At 73.5% G+C, this 15910-nt stretch carries 15 protein-coding genes; 10 read left to right on the forward strand and 5 right to left on the reverse strand.

Annotation, left to right across the window (positions count from 1 at the left end; genetic code table 11):
* The first annotated feature begins 13 nt into the window (after positions 1-13).
* Genes ybeY through era form a run of 5 tightly spaced genes read left to right on the forward strand, consistent with a single transcriptional unit; the run spans position 14 to position 3899 of the window.
* The gene (gene ybeY, locus ACYVID_RS07290) at positions 14-469 is read left to right on the forward strand and encodes an rRNA maturation RNase YbeY (RefSeq protein ID WP_300644209.1); all 456 of its coding nucleotides are present in this window, start codon (positions 14-16) and stop codon (positions 467-469) included.
* Complete coding sequence (locus ACYVID_RS07295) at positions 469-1758, forward strand: hemolysin family protein (RefSeq protein WP_460735933.1); 1290 nt, start codon at positions 469-471, stop codon at positions 1756-1758. Before ybeY ends, ACYVID_RS07295 begins: the two co-directional genes overlap by 1 nt.
* Positions 1755-2108 (forward strand): cytidine/deoxycytidylate deaminase family protein, encoded by a 354-nt coding sequence (locus ACYVID_RS07300; protein ID WP_460735862.1) that lies wholly within the window; start codon positions 1755-1757, stop codon positions 2106-2108. The genes ACYVID_RS07295 and ACYVID_RS07300 overlap by 4 nt, the downstream gene beginning before the upstream one ends.
* A 58-nt stretch (positions 2109-2166) precedes the next feature.
* Positions 2167-2979, forward strand: coding sequence for a siderophore-interacting protein (locus ACYVID_RS07305; protein WP_460735864.1), 813 nt, complete (start codon positions 2167-2169; stop codon positions 2977-2979).
* A complete protein-coding gene (gene era, locus ACYVID_RS07310; protein ID WP_460735866.1) occupies positions 2976-3899 on the forward strand; it encodes a GTPase Era in 924 nt (307 codons plus the stop codon). Before ACYVID_RS07305 ends, era begins: the two co-directional genes overlap by 4 nt.
* Positions 3900-3921: 22 nt before the next feature.
* Here era and ACYVID_RS07315 read toward each other — a convergent pair whose 3' ends face one another.
* The 4 genes from ACYVID_RS07315 to ACYVID_RS07330 all read right to left on the reverse strand — a co-directional run bounded on the left by ACYVID_RS07315 (position 3922) and on the right by ACYVID_RS07330 (position 6876).
* The gene (locus ACYVID_RS07315; protein WP_460735868.1) at positions 3922-4782 is read right to left on the reverse strand and encodes a septum formation family protein; all 861 of its coding nucleotides are present in this window, start codon (positions 4780-4782) and stop codon (positions 3922-3924) included.
* Between the two features lie 44 nt (positions 4783-4826).
* The gene (locus ACYVID_RS07320) at positions 4827-5636 is read right to left on the reverse strand and encodes a septum formation family protein (RefSeq protein ID WP_460735870.1); all 810 of its coding nucleotides are present in this window, start codon (positions 5634-5636) and stop codon (positions 4827-4829) included.
* A 76-nt stretch (positions 5637-5712) separates the two neighbouring features.
* Entirely contained in the window at positions 5713-6198 is a 486-nt protein-coding gene (locus ACYVID_RS07325; RefSeq protein WP_460735872.1) for a flavodoxin family protein, read from the reverse strand.
* 60 nt (positions 6199-6258) lie between these two features.
* Positions 6259-6876, reverse strand: a complete 618-nt coding sequence (locus ACYVID_RS07330) for a LuxR C-terminal-related transcriptional regulator (RefSeq protein ID WP_460735874.1) — start codon at positions 6874-6876, stop codon at positions 6259-6261.
* A 307-nt stretch (positions 6877-7183) separates the two neighbouring features.
* On the opposite strand from ACYVID_RS07330, the gene leuA reads away from it, so the two are divergent.
* Entirely contained in the window at positions 7184-8872 is a 1689-nt protein-coding gene (gene leuA / locus ACYVID_RS07335; protein ID WP_460735935.1) for a 2-isopropylmalate synthase, read from the forward strand.
* Positions 8873-8893: 21 nt separating this feature from the next.
* On the opposite strand, the gene ACYVID_RS07340 is transcribed toward leuA, so the two are convergent.
* On the reverse strand, positions 8894-11692 hold the full coding sequence (locus ACYVID_RS07340; RefSeq protein WP_460735876.1) for an ATP-binding protein: 2799 nt from the start codon (positions 11690-11692) through the stop codon (positions 8894-8896).
* A 57-nt stretch (positions 11693-11749) separates the two neighbouring features.
* Here ACYVID_RS07340 and ACYVID_RS07345 point away from each other — a divergent pair, with 57 nt between their 5' ends.
* From ACYVID_RS07345 to ACYVID_RS07360, 4 genes are all read left to right on the forward strand, one after another.
* Positions 11750-12610, forward strand: coding sequence for an alpha/beta fold hydrolase (locus ACYVID_RS07345; RefSeq protein WP_460735878.1), 861 nt, complete (start codon positions 11750-11752; stop codon positions 12608-12610).
* Between the two features lie 39 nt (positions 12611-12649).
* Positions 12650-13378 (forward strand): DNA repair protein RecO, encoded by a 729-nt coding sequence (recO, locus tag ACYVID_RS07350; RefSeq protein WP_460735880.1) that lies wholly within the window; start codon positions 12650-12652, stop codon positions 13376-13378.
* 82 nt (positions 13379-13460) lie between these two features.
* The gene (locus ACYVID_RS07355; protein ID WP_460735882.1) at positions 13461-15074 is read left to right on the forward strand and encodes a sensor histidine kinase; all 1614 of its coding nucleotides are present in this window, start codon (positions 13461-13463) and stop codon (positions 15072-15074) included.
* 11 nt (positions 15075-15085) lie between these two features.
* The gene (locus ACYVID_RS07360) at positions 15086-15877 is read left to right on the forward strand and encodes an isoprenyl transferase (RefSeq protein WP_460735884.1); all 792 of its coding nucleotides are present in this window, start codon (positions 15086-15088) and stop codon (positions 15875-15877) included.
* Positions 15878-15910 lie beyond the last annotated feature (33 nt).

A 15910-nucleotide genomic window follows, 5' to 3' on the forward strand; every position in this document is an offset into this window, starting at 1 on the left:
CGAGGATGGCCCCGTGAGCATCGAGGTCCTCGACGAGTCCGGGCGTGACGTGGACGTGCGCCGGCTGAGCACGCTGAGCCGCTTCGTGATGGACCGGATGCGCGTCCACCCGCTGGCCGAGCTGTGCATCAAGGCCGTCGACGAGGCGACCATCGCCGAGCTCAACGAGCAGTGGATGGGCAAGGTCGGTCCCACCGACGTGCTGGCCTTCCCGATGGACGAGCTGCGCCCGGGTCTGGTGGGCGAGGAGCCCGAGGAGGGCGTCCTCGGCGACCTCGTGCTGTGCCCGGTCGTCGCCGAGCGCCAGGGCGAGACCGCCGGCCACGGGACCGTCGCCGAGCTGGACCTGCTCACCGTGCACGGGGTCCTCCACCTGCTGGGCTACGACCACGCCGAGCCCGAGGAGCACGCCGAGATGTTCGGCCTCCAGGACGAGCTGCTCGCCGCCTGGCGCGCCACCCTCACGTGATCCCGGGCGACGTCTGGCTGCTCGTCGCGGTCGCCTCCCTGGTCCTGCTCGCGGGAGTGTTCTCGGCCGCCGACGCCGCGCTCGGCTCCTTCTCGCAGGCGCGCGCGGCCGAGCTGGCCGCGGAGGACCGCGCCGGATCGCGCCGGCTGCTGCACCTGCTCGAGGACGCCCCGCGCTACCTCAACACCGCGCTGCTGCTGCGCCTGGCGTGCGAGGTGACCGCGATCGTGCTGGCCACGCACCTGGTGCGCCAGCGCCTGCAGGAGTCGTGGGGCCTCACGGTGGCGGTGACCGTCGCCGTGATGCTGGTCGTGTCCTTCGTCGTCATCGGCGTCGCCCCCCGCACGCTGGGCCGCCAGCACTCGGAGTCCGTCGCGCTGCTCTCGGCCGGGCCGCTCACCTTCGTCACCCGCATCCTCGGCCCGCTCCCGCGGGTGCTGATCCTGCTGGGCAACGCCATCACCCCCGGCAAGGGCTTCAGCGACGGCCCGTTCTCCACCGAGACCGAGCTGCGCGAGCTCGTCGACCTCGCCGAGGCCTCCTCGCTCATCGAGAGCGAGGAGCGGCGGATGATCCACTCCGTCTTCGAGCTCGGCGACACCACCGCGCGCGAGGTGATGGTCCCGCGCAACGACGTGGTCTTCGTCGAGCGCCACAAGAACCTGCGCCAGACCCTCTCGCTGTTCCTGCGCAGCGGCTTCAGCCGGGTGCCGGTGATCGAGGAGAACCTCGACCACGTCGTCGGGATCGCCTACCTCAAGGACCTCGTGCGCCGGGACTTCGACGAGCCCGGTGCGGAGTTCACCGAGCGCATCGACTCGGTGATGCGCGAGCCCTACTGGGTGCCGGAGTCCAAGCCCGTCGACGACCTGCTGCGCGAGATGCAGGCCCGGCGCCAGCACGTCGCGGTCGTCGTCGACGAGTACGGGGGCACCGCCGGCCTCATCACCATCGAGGACATCCTCGAGGAGATCGTCGGCGAGATCAGCGACGAGTACGACCCCGAGGAGGTCCAGGCCGACGAGGTCGGTCCGGGGCTGTTCCGGGTGCCCTCGCGCTTCCCGGTCGACGACCTCGAGGAGCTCTTCGGCTTCGACGTCGAGGAGGAGGACGTCGACTCCGTCGGCGGGCTCATGGCCAAGCACCTCGGGCTCGTGCCGATCCCGGGCTCGACGGTGGAGGCACACGACCTGCGCTTCGTCGCCGAGTCGGCCTCGGGACGCCGCAACAAGATCGACACCGTGCTCATCACGCGCGTGGAGCACGAGGAGGAGGACGAGGACGAGTGACCAGCACGAGTGACGAGCTGAGCGCCGAGGACCAGAAGCTGGTGACCCTGGCCCGCGCCACCCGCGCCCGCACCGGCGCCGCGGAGGGTGCCGCGGTCCGCGACAGCGACGGCCGCACGTACGCCGCCGCCACCGTCGACCTGCCCTCGCTGCAGGTCTCCGCGCTGGGGACCTGCATCGCGATGGCCGTGGCGTCGGGCTCGGCCGGCCTGGAGGCGGCCGTGGTGCTGACCGAGGCCGCGGAGCTGGCCGCCGTCGACCTGGCCGCGGTCCGCGACTTCGCCGGGACCGGCGTGGTGCTGCACCTCGGCGACCCGCGCGGCACGATCGGCGCGTCCAGCACCTCCTGACCTGCTCGGGGCCGTGACGGATTCCCCCTGCGTCCGACCTGGTGAGTAGGGTCCGGACGTGAGCGTCCGAGCCCAGCAGCACTCCGCGACCGTCCTGGGTCGTGAGCGGTTGGCCGACCACCTCCTTCGCCTGCGGCTCGGAGGCGAGGGCCTGGCCGCCTTCACCAGCACCGGGCTGCCCGACGAGTGGGTGGCCCTCGTGGTGCCCGGGCAGTTCCAGTCGCGCTACTACACCGTGCGCTCCTGGGACGGCTCCGAGCTCGTGCTCGACGTGGTCGTCCACGACGAGGGCCTGGTCACCGAGTGGGCCCAGCGCGCCGAGGGCGTGGTCGGGGAGACCGTGGTGGTCACCGACCCCAAGGGCTCGTTCGCCCCGCCCGCCGACGCGGGCTGGCTGATGCTCGTCGGCGACCTGACCGCGCTGCCCGCGATCGCGCGCATCTGCTCCTCCACCGACCTGCCGGTCCGGGTCTGGGCCGAGGTGCCCGAGCGCCCCGCGGGCTACCTCCCCGACGACGTCGAGGTCACCTGGCTGGCCCAGCCCGGCGACGGTCGGTCCGCCCTGGCCGACGTCGTCGCCGACCTCACGTGGCCCGAGGGTCCCGGCTACTTCTGGATGGCGGGGGAGTCCGCGCAGATGCGCGCCATCCGCAAGCACCTCATGCGCGACGTGCGGCTGCCCTCCGAGCAGTACGACGTCATGGGCTACTGGCGCGGCGGGCAGGCCCGCCAGCCGCGGGCGGTCGATCCCGGTCCGATCTGGCGCGCCGGCAAGGCCGCGGGCAAGAGCGACGAGGAGATCTGGGCCGACTACGACCAAGCACGGGACGACCAGGCACGGGACGACCAGGCACGGGAGGCCCAGTCATGACGGACCAGCAGCACCGGTCGGGTTTCGCCTCCTTCGTGGGGCGGCCCAACGCCGGCAAGTCGACCCTGACCAACGCCCTGGTCGGGCAGAAGGTCGCGATCACCAGCGACAAGCCGCAGACCACCCGCACCGTGGTGCGCGGCATCGTGCACCGCTCCGACGCCCAGCTGGTCCTGGTCGACACCCCCGGCCTACACCGCCCCCGCACGCTCCTCGGCGAGCGGCTCAACGACCTGGTCACCACGACCTGGGCCGAGGTCGACGTCGTGGCGGTCTGCTTCCCCAGCAACGAGAAGATCGGCCCCGGCGACCGGTTCATCGTCGGGGAGCTGGCCAAGGTGCGGCGTACGACGAAGATCGCCGTGGCCACCAAGACCGACCTCGCCTCGCCCGAGCGGATCGGCCAGCACCTGCTGGACATCCAGCAGCTCGGCGTGGAGACCGGCACCGACTGGGCCGAGATCGTCCCCGTCTCGGCCAAGGCCGGTGACCAGGTGGACCTGCTGGCCGACCTGCTCGTCGGGCTGCTCCCGGAGGGGCCGCAGCTCTACCCCGAGGGCGAGCTCACCGACAGCCCCGAGGAGGTCCTGGCCGCCGAGCTGATCCGCGAGGCCGCCCTCGACGGCGTGCGCGACGAGCTCCCGCACTCCATCGCGGTGGTGGTCGAGGAGATGGGTCTACGCGAGGGCCGTCCGGAGGACAAGCCGCTGCTCGACATCCACGCCAACCTCTACGTCGAGCGCGACTCCCAGAAGGGGATCATGATCGGCCACAAGGGGGCCCGGCTGCGCCAGGTCGGCACCGTGGCGCGCAAGCAGATCGAGGCGATGCTCGGCACGCCGGTCTACCTCGACCTGCACGTCAAGGTCGCCAAGGACTGGCAGCGCGACCCGCGGCAGCTGCGCAAGCTCGGCTTCTAGCCGGCGCTCCGGTCGCGATGGGTCAGGCGACCGGCACCCAGCAGCGCCCGAAGCGCTGGCCCGCGGCCCACTGCTCCGCGCTGGGCCACTCGTAGCCCCACGTGAACTCCAGCGGGTCCGTGGCCCGGTCGCGTCCGACCTGCTCGCAGGGCTCCTGCCCGCGCTCCTGCGCGGCCTGCTCGCCGGGGTAGTCCTCACCGTCGGGACCGGTGCCGCCCAGCTCGACCACCGACACCGCGCGCCAGCTGTGCTGCTCCGCGCACGCCACCCGCCGGGCGTCCCGGTCGTCGGGGGCGCCCGTGGCGCACAGGCCCCAGCGGTCCCGGCCGGCCGCGGTGGCGAGGGTCCCCTCGAGGCGCCCGGACAGGGGCAGCAGGCCGCCCCGACCGTCCGGCGCCACCACGTCGCAGCGGAACCACGAGGCGCCGGCGTCGGCCTCGGGCAGCGTCGGGGTGAACCACACCGCGCGCAGGACGCTCAGCCGCCAGCCGTCCTCGCCGCCCCCGACGAAGTCCGGCAGCGCGGCCGGGCACCGGGTGGCGACCTGGGTGCGGACCCGCTCGGAGTCCATCGCCAGCAGGTGACCCTCCGCCGCGCGGTCCAGCCGTCCCACGAGGAAGGTGCGGGCGGTGTGGGGGGAGGTGCAGGGACGGGAGGGGCTGTCGTCGGTGGCGGCGAGCGCTGCGTCGAGGTCCAGGTCGTAGCACGCGCGCTCCGGCGGGAGGGCGGGCCGAGGCGGCTCGGCAGCGCCCGTCCCGTCCGCAGCCGCCGCACCAGGTGCGGCCGCCTGGCCGGCGGCGTCCGCGCCCACGTCGCCCGCGCGGGGACCCGGGTCCTGCGCGGCGTCCGAGCAGCCGGCCAGCACCAGGAGGACCAGCAGCACCAGGCCGACCGCGCGTGCCCTCGCCCGTGCTCTCCCCCCTGGCGTCATTGCTGGGTCCGCGCCCAGCACACCGACCTCCGGTTGCCGACCTCCCACTCGGCCTGCTTGAACCACGTGTAGCCGAACTCGTAGGAGTCCGGGTAGCCCAGCCAGGCGCCGACGGAGTCGGAGCAGAAGTCGCGGGTGGTGACCTCGACGATCCGGTCACCGGGGTAGTCCTCGCCGGGCTCGCCCACCTTGATCGTCGTGACCGCGCGCCAGGTGTGCGGCTCCGAGCACGGCACCTTGGGGGAGCCGTTGACGGTGCGGCCGTCGGCGCAGACCATCCACTGGTCCGGCGGCAGGCCCTCGAGCAGGCCCTCGGCGGTCTCCGGGAGCGCGCGGTAGTCGGTCAGCTGCGGTCCGCCCCCGATGACGTCGCAGCGGAACCAGCGGGCCCCTGCCTCCCAGGCGGCCTCCGTCGGGGCGAACCACGCCCAGGAGACGACGGTGCGCATGACCGCCGACTCGTCGGCGCGCAGGAAGGAGGCGAAGGCGGGGGCGCAGGTGTCGTAGACGTGTGCCCCGATCTGCGGGTCGTCGGCGTCGAGGTCGTGCAGCTCCTCCGGGAGCTCCTGGACCTCGAAGGTCTCGGCGGTGTGCCGGTCGGCGCAGTCCACGACGGGGGAGTCGTTCGAGGGCAGGGCGACGTCCTCGGCGTCGAGCAGCCGGCAGGCGCCGACCTCCGGCGGGGTGGTGCTCGTCGTCCCGGTCTCGTCCTCGCCGCAGGCCGCGAGCAGGCCGAGCAGCAGGACCAGCCCGGCGAGCCGCAGCGCGGGCGCGAAGCCACGGACGGCTCGGGAGTTCAACGGCACCTCGGGCTCCAGGGTCGTGGGGACGGGGAGGAGGCTACCCGTCGCGCCCGACGACCGCGGGGCCAGGACGCGACCTCTAGGAGGACAGCAGCGCCGCCAGCGTCCCGCCCAGCTCGTACGCCGCCGCGCGCGCCTCCTCGTCCGGGTCGCCGAGCACCTCCAGGACCGGCGCGGCCTGCTGCCAGGGGAGCGCGCCGGTGATCGCGAGCACCGAGCGGACGGCGCCGGTCGTGTCGTAGCGACCGTGGACCGCGAGCCCGAACGGGCGACGTCCGCCCGAGGAGCCGGCGGCCGAGCCGTCCTCGCCGAGCGCGCCGCCGACCTCAAGGAAGAGGGAGTCGAAGAAGTGCTTGAGCGCCCCCGACATGTAACCGAAGTTGGCCGGTGTCACGAGCAGGTAGCCGTCGGCGGCCAGCACGTCCTCGGCACTCGCCTCCAGGGCGGCTCGTTCGACCACCTCGACCCCCGTCACGGCCTCGTCGCGCGTCCCTCCCAGGACGGCGTCGGTGAGGTCGCGCAGCGTCGGCGTGGGGGAGTGGTGGACGAGCAGGAGCCGGGCCATGGGGTGACCCTAGGACGGTCGCGGGCGACCCGCGGGACGCGGTGGGTCGGCTACTCGGCCCTACTCGGTCCAGCCGTGCTCATGGGCCCAGGCGACGGCCTGGGTGCGCCGGGTCACCCCGGTCTTGGCGTACACCTGGCGGACGTAGGTCTTCACCGAGTTGACCGAGACGTAGAGACGCTCGGCGATCTCCTGGTTCGACAGGCCGCGGCCGATGAGCACCAGCACCTCGGACTCGCGCTGGGAGAGCCCGGGGAAGTCGTGGTCCTGCTCGCCGGCGGTGCCGGCGGGCTGGGAGAGCCGGTCACCGCGCAGCACCGCATCGATGGCCGCGACCAGGTCCTGGCCGGGGGCGTCCTTGGCCAGGAAGCCGTCGGCGCCCGCGTCCAGCGCTCGCCGGCGACGGTGCGGGTGGTCGTGCCAGGTGTAGACCAGCACCTTCGCCGGCGCCAGTGCGGGGAGGCGGGCGAGCCGCTCCTGCACGTCCTGACCGGCGAACGGGTCGCACAGGACGACGTCCAGCCCGGTGGTGTCGGGCACGTGCCCGGCGCTGCTGCGCAGGGGGCGCACGGACAGCCGGGCCACGTGGGGCCGGAGCATCCCGGCGAGGCCGTGGGTCACCAGCTCGCTCTCGTCGAGGACGCCCAGCCGCACAGGACGCACCGTCGAGGGAGGCATGGGCTGAAAATACTGGGGGCACTCCCGACCACTCAAGATCCCGCCTCACCCCGCGGGGTGATTCCGGACCGGTCTCGCCCGCCTGGTGGGCGTCCGGCCGTCCCGGGCGCACGCCGGGGCCGTGCAGGGTATGGTGGCCGAGTCATGACGCAGCAGCACGCCCTTCTCCTTCGCTGCCGCAGCGAGGTCTGAGCCCGACCGGACCCCCTCGCTGCGGAGGCTCTCTGCGCGCCGGTCACCACGACCCCCACCCAGAGCACCCAGCGAGGACACCGTGACCACCATCCCGCCCCAGAAGCCCAGCGGCATGCCCGTCGGGCGCTACCGCGCCTTCCCGCCGATCGACCTGCCCGACCGCACCTGGCCCGAGCGCAGCATCACCCAGGCCCCGCGCTGGCTGTCCACCGACCTGCGCGACGGCAACCAGGCCTTGATCGACCCGATGAGCCCGGCCCGCAAGATGCGGATGTTCGACCTGCTCGTCCAGATGGGCTACAAGGAGATCGAGGTCGGGTTCCCCTCGGCCAGCGAGACCGACTTCGCGTTCGTCCGCCAGCTCATCGAGGGCGACCGGATCCCCGACGACGTCACCATCTCCGTGCTGACCCAGGCGCGCGAGGACCTGATCGAGCGCTCCGTGCAGTCGCTGGTCGGCGTGCCGCGGGCCAACATCCACCTCTACAACGCGCTGGCGCCGATGTTCCGCCGCGTGGTGTTCAAGGCCAGCACCGACGAGGTCAAGGACATCGCCGTGCGCGGCACCGAGTTGGTCATGAAGCACGGCGACGCCCACCTGGACATGACCGTCATCGGCTACGAGTACAGCCCGGAGATCTTCACCTCCACCGAGCTGCCCTTCAGCCTGGAGGTCTGCGAGGCCGTCACCGACGTGTGGCAGCCCGAGGACGGCCGCGAGATCATCCTCAACCTGCCGGCGACCGTCGAGGTGGCGACGCCCAACGTCTACGCCGACCAGATCGAGTGGTTCTCCCGCCAGCTGACCCGGCGCGAGAACACCGTCATCTCCCTGCACCCACACAACGACCGCGGCACCGCGGTCGCGGCCACCGAGCTGGCGCTGATGGCTGGTGCGGACCGGGTCGAGGGCTGCCTGTTCGGCCACGGCGAGCGCACCGGCAACGTCTGCCTGGTCACCCTGGGCATGAACCTCTTCAGCCAGGGCGTGGACCCGATGATCGACTTCTCCGACATCGACGAGGTCCGCCGCACCGTGGAGTACTGCACCCAGCTGCCGGTCCACCCGCGCCACCCCTACGCCGGCGACCTGGTCTACACGGCGTTCTCAGGCTCCCACCAGGACGCGATCAAGAAGGGCCTGGAGGACCTCGAGCGCCGCGCCGGGGAGCAGGGCGTCCCGGTCTCGCAGATGCCCTGGGAGGCGCCGTACCTGCCGATCGACCCCAAGGACGTGGGTCGCTCCTACGAGGCGGTCATCCGGGTCAACAGCCAGTCCGGCAAGGGGGGCGTGGCCTACGTCCTCAAGGCCGAGCACAAGCTGGACCTGCCGCGGCGCGCGCAGATCGAGTTCTCCCGGGTCGTGCAGCAGCGCACCGACGCCGAGGGCGGGGAGATGACCCCGGAGCAGATCTGGGACGTCTTCCGCTCCGAGTACCTCGACCGCGAGGCGCCGCTGCGCCTGGACTCCGTGCACACCTCCTCCGCGGCGGGGCAGAAGGACGCCCTGGAGGTCAACGTCTTCGTCGACGGCGAGGCGCGCACGCTCACCGGGGAGGGCAACGGCCCGCTCTCGGCCTTCGTCGACGCCATCTCCACCCTGGGTCCCGACGTCCTGGGCGTCGAGGACGTGCGCGTCCTGGACTACGCCGAGCACGCGCTCTCGGCCGGCGGTGACGCCCTCGCCGCGGCGTACGTCGAGTGCGCCGTCGACGGCCGCGTGCTGTGGGGCATCGGCATCGACCCCAACATCGTCACGGCCTCCCTGCAGGCGGTCGTCAGCGCCGTCAACCGCGCCTGAGCGCCACGGTGCGGCTGCGCGTCAGTACTTGACCGGCAGCCGCACCGTGAAGGTCGCGCCCTCCAGGTGCGCCGAGCGCACCCGGATCGTGCCGCCGTGGGCCGAGACGATCGCCGAGACGATCGACAGCCCGAGCCCGGTGCCCTGGATCGCCTCCTTCTGCGCGGTCGAGGAGCGGAAGAACTTCTGGAACAGGTTGTCCTGCTCCTCGGTCGGGATGCCGATGCCGGTGTCGGTCACCGTCAGCACGACCTCGTCGCCGGAGACCTCGACCCGGGCCCGGACGACACCGCCGTCCTCGGTGAACTTGATGGCGTTGGTGACCAGGTTGAGCACGACCCGCTCGAGCTGCGCGGGGTCGCCGACGACCACGGCGGGGGAGTCGGGTCGCTCGACCAGGAGCTCCAGGTCGCGGTCGGCCACCAGCGGTGCCACCGACTCCTCGACGGCGCACAGCACCTCGCCGAGGTCGACCTGCTCGGCCTCCCAGGTGATCGACTCCGAGTCCAGCCCGGCCAGGGTCAGCAGGTCGTTGCAGAGCACGATCAGCCGCTGGCCGTTGCGGGCGATGGTGTCGAAGAGCGGGAGCTGGTCAGGCAGGGGGTCCACGACGGTGCCGTCCTGCAGCATCTCGGTGTAGCCGACGATGCTGGTCACCGGCGTGCGCAGCTCGTGTGAGACCGTCGAGACGAACTCGTTCTTGGCCTCGTCCAGGGCCCGCAGCCGCTCGACGGCGGTGCGTTCCTTCTCCAGCGCCGCCACCAGCATGTCCTGGCCCTGGCGCTGCTCGGTCACGTCGCGGCCGACGCAGAGGAAGCCGACCTGCGGGGTCACACCGCCGGCGGTCGCGCTCAGCGACATCGAGACGACCCGGCGGCTCCCGTCGCGGGCCACCCACAGCCAGTCGCGAGCGGGGAGCTCGCCCGAGCCGATGCCGCGCACCAGGGTCGCGAAGGCCTTGTCGGGGTCGCGACTTCCCAGTCGCTCGGAGACCTGGTCGGGGTCGAGCAGGTCGAGGAAGCGCTGCCCTACCTGCCGCCCGGCGTCGTGGTCGAGCATCAGCTCGGCACCGGCGTTGAACACGGTGATCCGACCGTGGTCGTCGACCCCGATGATCGCGGTGGTGATCGCGGCCCGCATGAGGTGGGAGACCAGGCCCGCGCTCGCGCGCTCGGTCGTGACGTCGATGCCGGTGAGCACGGCGTACGCCGGCAGGTCCTGCTCGTCGCGCACCATGTTGTTGCTCCACAGCACCCGCAGCGTGGAGCCGTCGCGGGTCGTGGCGTCGGCCTCGCGGACCACCGGCTGGCCCGAGCGGTTGGGCCAGAGGAACAGGGCGTCGAGGTCCGGGGCGCCGGCGACCAGGCTGGTCTCGGCGATGGTGCGTCCGACCAGGTCGGCCTCGGTCCACCCGGTGAGCCCCGTGGTCGCGGCGTTGACGCGCACGATCCGGCCCTCCAGGTCGGTGACCAGGATGATCGCCGCGGTCGTGTCGAGGGTCGCGGAGGTGAGCCGCTCGGCTGCCTCGAGCCGTTGACGGGCCACGTGCTCGGCGGAGACGTCGAGCAGCTGGGCCGACCACACGACCCGGCGGTCGTCGTCGTCGCCGTGGGAGAGCCGGCTGAGCGCGACCTCCACCCGGGTGGAGGCGTCGCCCCGGACGCTGACCCGCCCGCGCCAGGACTGCCCCGCGGCGGTGCGCACGTCGAGCTCCGTCGGCGTGGCCAGCAGGTCGCCCAGCGGCAGCCCGAGCAGCGAGCCGTGCGGGCGGCCGAGGACGTCCGCGGCGGTGTCGTTGGCGTCCACGACGCGCAGCGCCCCGCCCTCCAGCCGCAGCAGCAGCTGACCCAGCAGCGAGTCGGTGAAGTTGCGCCGGAAGAGCACCTCCTCGGCGCTGGCCTGGGCCGCCAGCCGGTTGCGCTCGGCGAGCAGCAGCGCCAGGGGGACGGTCATCAGGGCGGCGCAGACGACGTAGAGCTGGCACAGCGACGCCGCGCCGACCTGGCTGGTGAACCCCTCGTCGATCTCGGCGGCGAAGGGTCCCCAGCCCAGGGCGTTGAGGTAGGTGGTGGTGGCGGCGAAGCCGGCCAGCTGCACGGAGACGACCCGCAGGTCGAAGCGCAGCGCCGCCCACACCAGCAGGGTCAGGGGGACGAAGGTCAGCGCCAGCTCCTGCGCCGGCAGGAAGACCAGGCTGATCGACACCACGAGGAGCGTCACCTGCGCAGCGAGCTCGCCCCGGTCGGCGGCCGGGCCGCCGCGCAGGCGCCAGGTCAGGGCGAGGGGGAGCACCACGAGGATCGCCGCGGCGTGTGCCGGTGAGGTGGTCCGGGCGGTGGCGAGGAAGCCTCCGTCGAGCATCGCCCACACCACGGTGCCGCTGCCCACGGCGATGACGACGCCACCGAGCGCGGCCGCGACCAGGAGCCGCACGAAGTCCTGCAGCGTCCCCAGGGTCGGCGGTCCGGGCGTTGGCCTCGCGCGCAGCACCAGTCCCGCCACCACCGCCTCGGCCGCGTTCACCGCGCCGAAGGCGGCGGAGACGTCCGGGGTCCGACCGGCGGTGAGGTTGGCCAGGCCCGTCGCGACCGCGACGCCCACCGTCGCGGCGACCAGCCGACGCGCGCCGGGGCGCACCAGGGCCACCAGTGCCACCGCCAGCCCCGCAGCCGGCCACCAGCCGGCGACCGGGTTGTCCGCGGGACGCCAGGCCACCGACACGGTCGCCACGACGTACGTCGCCGCCAGCAGCAGCACGGCAGCCCGCAGGCCCAGGGCGGGGGCTGCGGGCGCGGGCAGGGGGGCGACCGCGGTGGCCATGGGCCCATTCTCACGTCCCCGGCCGGTCCCGGGGGCCGGTCCGGCTAGATTCCCCCCATGCTGGTCTCCGAGCGCGTCGGGCAGTTCTTCTTCCACACCGAGGACGGTCGGGACCGACTGGAGTACACCGAGTACGGCTCGGGCGACTCCTGGGTCGTGCTCGTGCACGGTCAGCTGATGACCCGGCGCATGCACGAGCCGCTGGCCCGCGCCCTGGCCGGGTCCGGTCTGCACGTGGTGGCCCTGGACCTGCTCGGGCACGGCCGCTCGGACCGCCCGGCGGATCCGCTCGCCTACTCCGTGCAGGCCTTCGGGGAGCAGGTCGTCGCCCTGCTGGACCACCTCGGGGCTCCCGAGGCCGTGGTCGGCGGGACGTCCCTGGGGGCCAACGTCGCCCTCGAGGTCGCCGTCGCCGCCCCCGACCGCGTGCGCGGCCTGCTGCTGGAGATGCCCGTCCTGGACAACGCCCTCGAGGCGAGCATCGTCGCGGCGTCCCCGCTGCTGCTCGCCTCGCGCCTGCTGCCCGTGAGCGTCGACGGTGCGCGTCTCCTGTCCGGGGTCGTGCCCCGCTCGTTGCTGCCCTTCTGGGCCGGGGTGGCCCTCGACGTACTGGACCAGCGCCCCGGTGCGACGGCCGCGCTGCTCCACGGTCTGCTGTTCGGCAGGATCGCGCCGATGTCGAGGGAAAGGCGCCGGATCACCGCCCCCGCGCTGGTGGTCGGGCACACCCGCGACCCCATCCACCCGGCGGCCGACGCGGCGATGCTGGCCGCGGAGATCCCTGACGCCGAGTTCGTCAGCGCCCGCAGCCTGCTCGAGTGGCGGCTGCGCCCCGAGCGGCTCACCGGAGCGGCCATCGGCTTCTGCCAGAGCTGCTGGCGGGTCCAGCGCCGCCGGCGGCGCTCCGCCACGCGGTAGACCTCCGGATCCTCGGGCCCGGCGGGGCACAATGGCGCGGTGCCCCTCTACCGCGACGAGGCGGTCGTGCTGCGCACCCACAAGCTGGGGGAGGCCGACCGGATCATCACCCTGCTCACCCGCCGGCACGGCGTGGTGCGCGCGGTCGCCCGCGGGGTGCGGCGCACCTCCTCGCGGTGGGGCTCGCGGCTGGAGCCCTTCACCCACGTCGACCTCCAGCTCGCCGACGGGCGCAACCTCGACACCATCACCCAGGCCGAGACGATCACGCCCTTCGCCGGCCGGATGGGCGCCGACTACGAGCGCTACACCGCGGGCACGGTCATGCTCGAGACCGCCGAGCGGCTGGTCGTGGAGGAGCGCGAGCCGGCCACCCAGCAGTACCTCTTGCTGGTCGGTGGGCTGCGGGCGATGGCCGCCGGTGAGATCGGGCCGGGCCAGGTCCTCGACTCCTACCTCCTGCGCTCGCTGTCGGTCGCCGGCTACGCCCCGAGCTTCGAGGGCTGCGCCCGGTGCGGCCTCGAGGGTCCGCACCGCTGGTTCAACCCCTCGATGGGTGGGGTGCTGTGCAGCACCTGTCGCGTGCCCGGCTCCGCCAGCCCGGCCGCGGGCACCGTCGAGGTCCTGGGGGCGCTGCTCGCCGGCGACTGGCCGACCGTCGGCAACGCCGACCCGCGCACCCTGCGCGAGGCGAGCGGGTTGGTGGCGGCGTACCTCTCCTGGCACCTCGAGCGTGGCCTGCGCTCCATGGAGCACCTGCAACGCTGACCCCTGCGGATGACGCCCGTGGAGCCCACCGGGGTGTCATGCTGGCCCCCGGCGGTCTGGGGGAGATCGGGGAAGGAGTCGGATGCGGTCCTACCTCGCTGCCCTGCGCCGGGTGGTCAACCTGGTCGACGACCCCGACCCGCGCCTGCTGCAGACCGCGTTCGCCGCGCTCGTCCTGCTCGACACCCTCCTGCGCTCCTCGGTCGGTACGCCGCTGGACGCGGCTCGCGGGCCGCTGGCCGGGCTGGGCCTGCTGACGCTGACCACCCTCGCGGTGTGGGTCGCGCCGCGCGCCGGGCCGGGGGTGCGGCACGCCCCGCTGCTGGTGGCCGTGCTCGACCTGGCCGCGATCGGGCTGGTGCGGCTGGTGCCCGAGGGCTCGGCGGCGGGGATCCTGGTCGTCCTGCCCGCGCTGTGGCTGGCCCGGTTGATGGGCGGGCGCGGTGCGGTGCTGGCCGGCGTCGCCGCCGCCCTGGTGGTCTCGGGCCCGGGCCTGGCCTACAACGGTGTCTCGGGGTCGTCGCTGACCCGGGCCGTCCTGCCGCCGCTCGTCGCCTGGCTGGTGGGCCTGGGCGTCGCCTCGGCCGTGACCCGCGCGGAGTCCGAGCGCCGGATCTCGACCGCGATCCTGGACACCGTCGACGTGGGCCTGGTGCTCCTCGATGCCGAGGGCCGCTACCTGCGCGCCAACCGTCGCCACCAGGACTTCATCGACCTCGCCTTCCCCGACGGCCACGCCGGGAAGGCAGGTCAGCTCGGGGCCGTCCACCACCCCGACGGTCGACGGGTGGTGCGCGAGGAGATGCCGAGCTTCCGCGCCGCCTCCGGCGAGGAGTACTCCGACATCCGGATCTGGTGCGGCGACGACCCGCTGACCCGCAGGGCGCTGTCGGTCTCCGCGCGCACGCTGCGTGACGACCAGGGGCGGCGCGTCGGAGCGGCGCTGGCCTACAAGGACATCACCGACCTGCTGAGCGCCCTGGAGGCCAAGGACGAGTTCGTCTCCACGGTCTCCCACGAGCTGCGCACCCCGCTGGCCTCCATCGCGGGCTACGTCGAGGTGCTCCTGGGGCGCGAGGACCTCCCGGCCGCGGCCGCCGACCACCTGCGCGTCGTCGAGCGCAACGCCGTGCGCCTGGACCGGCTGGTCGGCGACCTGCTCGCCACGGCGCAGGCCGGCAGCGGTCCGCTGCCCGTCCACCGCACCGAGAGCGACCTGGCGGTGCTGGTGCGCGAGGCCGTGGAGGTCGCCACCCCGGCGGCCGAGGCGGCCGGCGTCGACCTGGACCAGCGCTGCCCGGCATCACTGCGCGTGCTTGTCGACCCCCGACGGATCGGGCAGGTGCTGGACAACCTGCTCTCCAACGCGCTCAAGCACACCGGTGCCGGGGGCAGGGTCTGCGTCGAGGTCACCGAGCGCCCCGCCGACGGGCAGGACGGCCAGGGCGGCCTCGTCGAGCTGGCGGTGTCCGACACCGGCACCGGCATCCCGCCCGAGGACCTGGACCGGCTCTTCGTCCGCTTCCACCGCAGCAGCACCAGCCGCGACCTGGCGATCCCCGGCCTGGGCCTGGGCCTGTGCATCGCCCGTGACATCGTCGCCGCCCACGGCGGCCGGATCGAGGTCGACAGCGAGGTGGGGGTGGGCACGACCGTGCGGGTCCTGCTGCCCCGGCAGGTCCCCGCGGACCCGTAGGCTCCGCTGTCGTGAAGCGCCCCGTCCGTCCGCCCACGCCGCACCCCTCGGGCGCCCGCCCGCCTGCGCTCCCGCAGGAGCTGGTGCCCGGCCACGTGGCGATCGTGATGGACGGCAACGGGCGGTGGGCCAAGCAGCGCGGCCTGCCGCGCACCCGCGGCCACGAGGCCGGGGAGGCCTCGCTCTTCGACGTCGTCGAAGGAGCGATCGAGATCGGCGTGAAGGCGGTCTCGGCCTACGCGTTCTCCACCGAGAACTGGCGGCGCAGCCCCGAGGAGGTGCGCTTCCTCATGGGCTTCAACCGCGACGTCATCCGACGCCGCCGCGACGAGATGCACGAGCTCGGGGTGCGGGTGCGCTGGGCCGGGCGGGCGCCGCGGCTGTGGCGCTCGGTGGTCAAGGAGCTGCAGGTCGCCGAGGAGATGACCCGCGACAACGACGTGCTCACGTTGACGATGTGCGTCAACTACGGCGGCCGCGCCGAGCTCGCCGACGCCGCGCGCACCCTCGCCCGCGAGGTGGCCGCCGGACGCCTGGACCCGGAGAAGATCGACGAGAAGCGCTTCGCGAAGGCGCTCTACTTGCCCGACCTCCCCGACGCCGACCTGGTCTGGCGCACCTCGGGGGAGCAGCGGCTCTCCAACTTCATGCTCTGGCAGGCCGCCTACTCCGAGATGGTCTTCACCGACGTCCTGTGGCCCGACGTGGACCGGCTCGCGCTGTGGCGCGCCATCGAGATCTACGCCGAGCGCGACCGCCGCTTCGGTGGCGCCCAGCCCAACCCCGAGCCGCCCACTCCCTGAGACCCCCGTCCCGACGCGTGACCGGCCGGGGCG

This window comes from Nocardioides ginkgobilobae, from assembly GCF_054781275.1.

What these genes read in the sequence shown, in the direction of transcription:
- era (WP_460735866.1), top strand. Translation starts at nt 2,976, where the DNA reads ATGACGGACCAGCAGCACCGGTCGGGTTTCGCCTCCTTCGTGGGGCGG.
- ACYVID_RS07330 (WP_460735874.1), bottom strand. Translation starts at nt 6,876, where the DNA reads ATGCCTCCCTCGACGGTGCGTCCTGTGCGGCTGGGCGTCCTCGACGAG.
- ACYVID_RS07355 (WP_460735882.1), top strand. Translation starts at nt 13,461, where the DNA reads ATGCGGTCCTACCTCGCTGCCCTGCGCCGGGTGGTCAACCTGGTCGAC.
- ACYVID_RS07345 (WP_460735878.1), top strand. Translation starts at nt 11,750, where the DNA reads ATGCTGGTCTCCGAGCGCGTCGGGCAGTTCTTCTTCCACACCGAGGAC.
- leuA (WP_460735935.1), top strand. Translation starts at nt 7,184, where the DNA reads ATGCCCGTCGGGCGCTACCGCGCCTTCCCGCCGATCGACCTGCCCGAC.
- ACYVID_RS07340 (WP_460735876.1), bottom strand. Translation starts at nt 11,692, where the DNA reads ATGGCCACCGCGGTCGCCCCCCTGCCCGCGCCCGCAGCCCCCGCCCTG.
- ACYVID_RS07325 (WP_460735872.1), bottom strand. Translation starts at nt 6,198, where the DNA reads ATGGCCCGGCTCCTGCTCGTCCACCACTCCCCCACGCCGACGCTGCGC.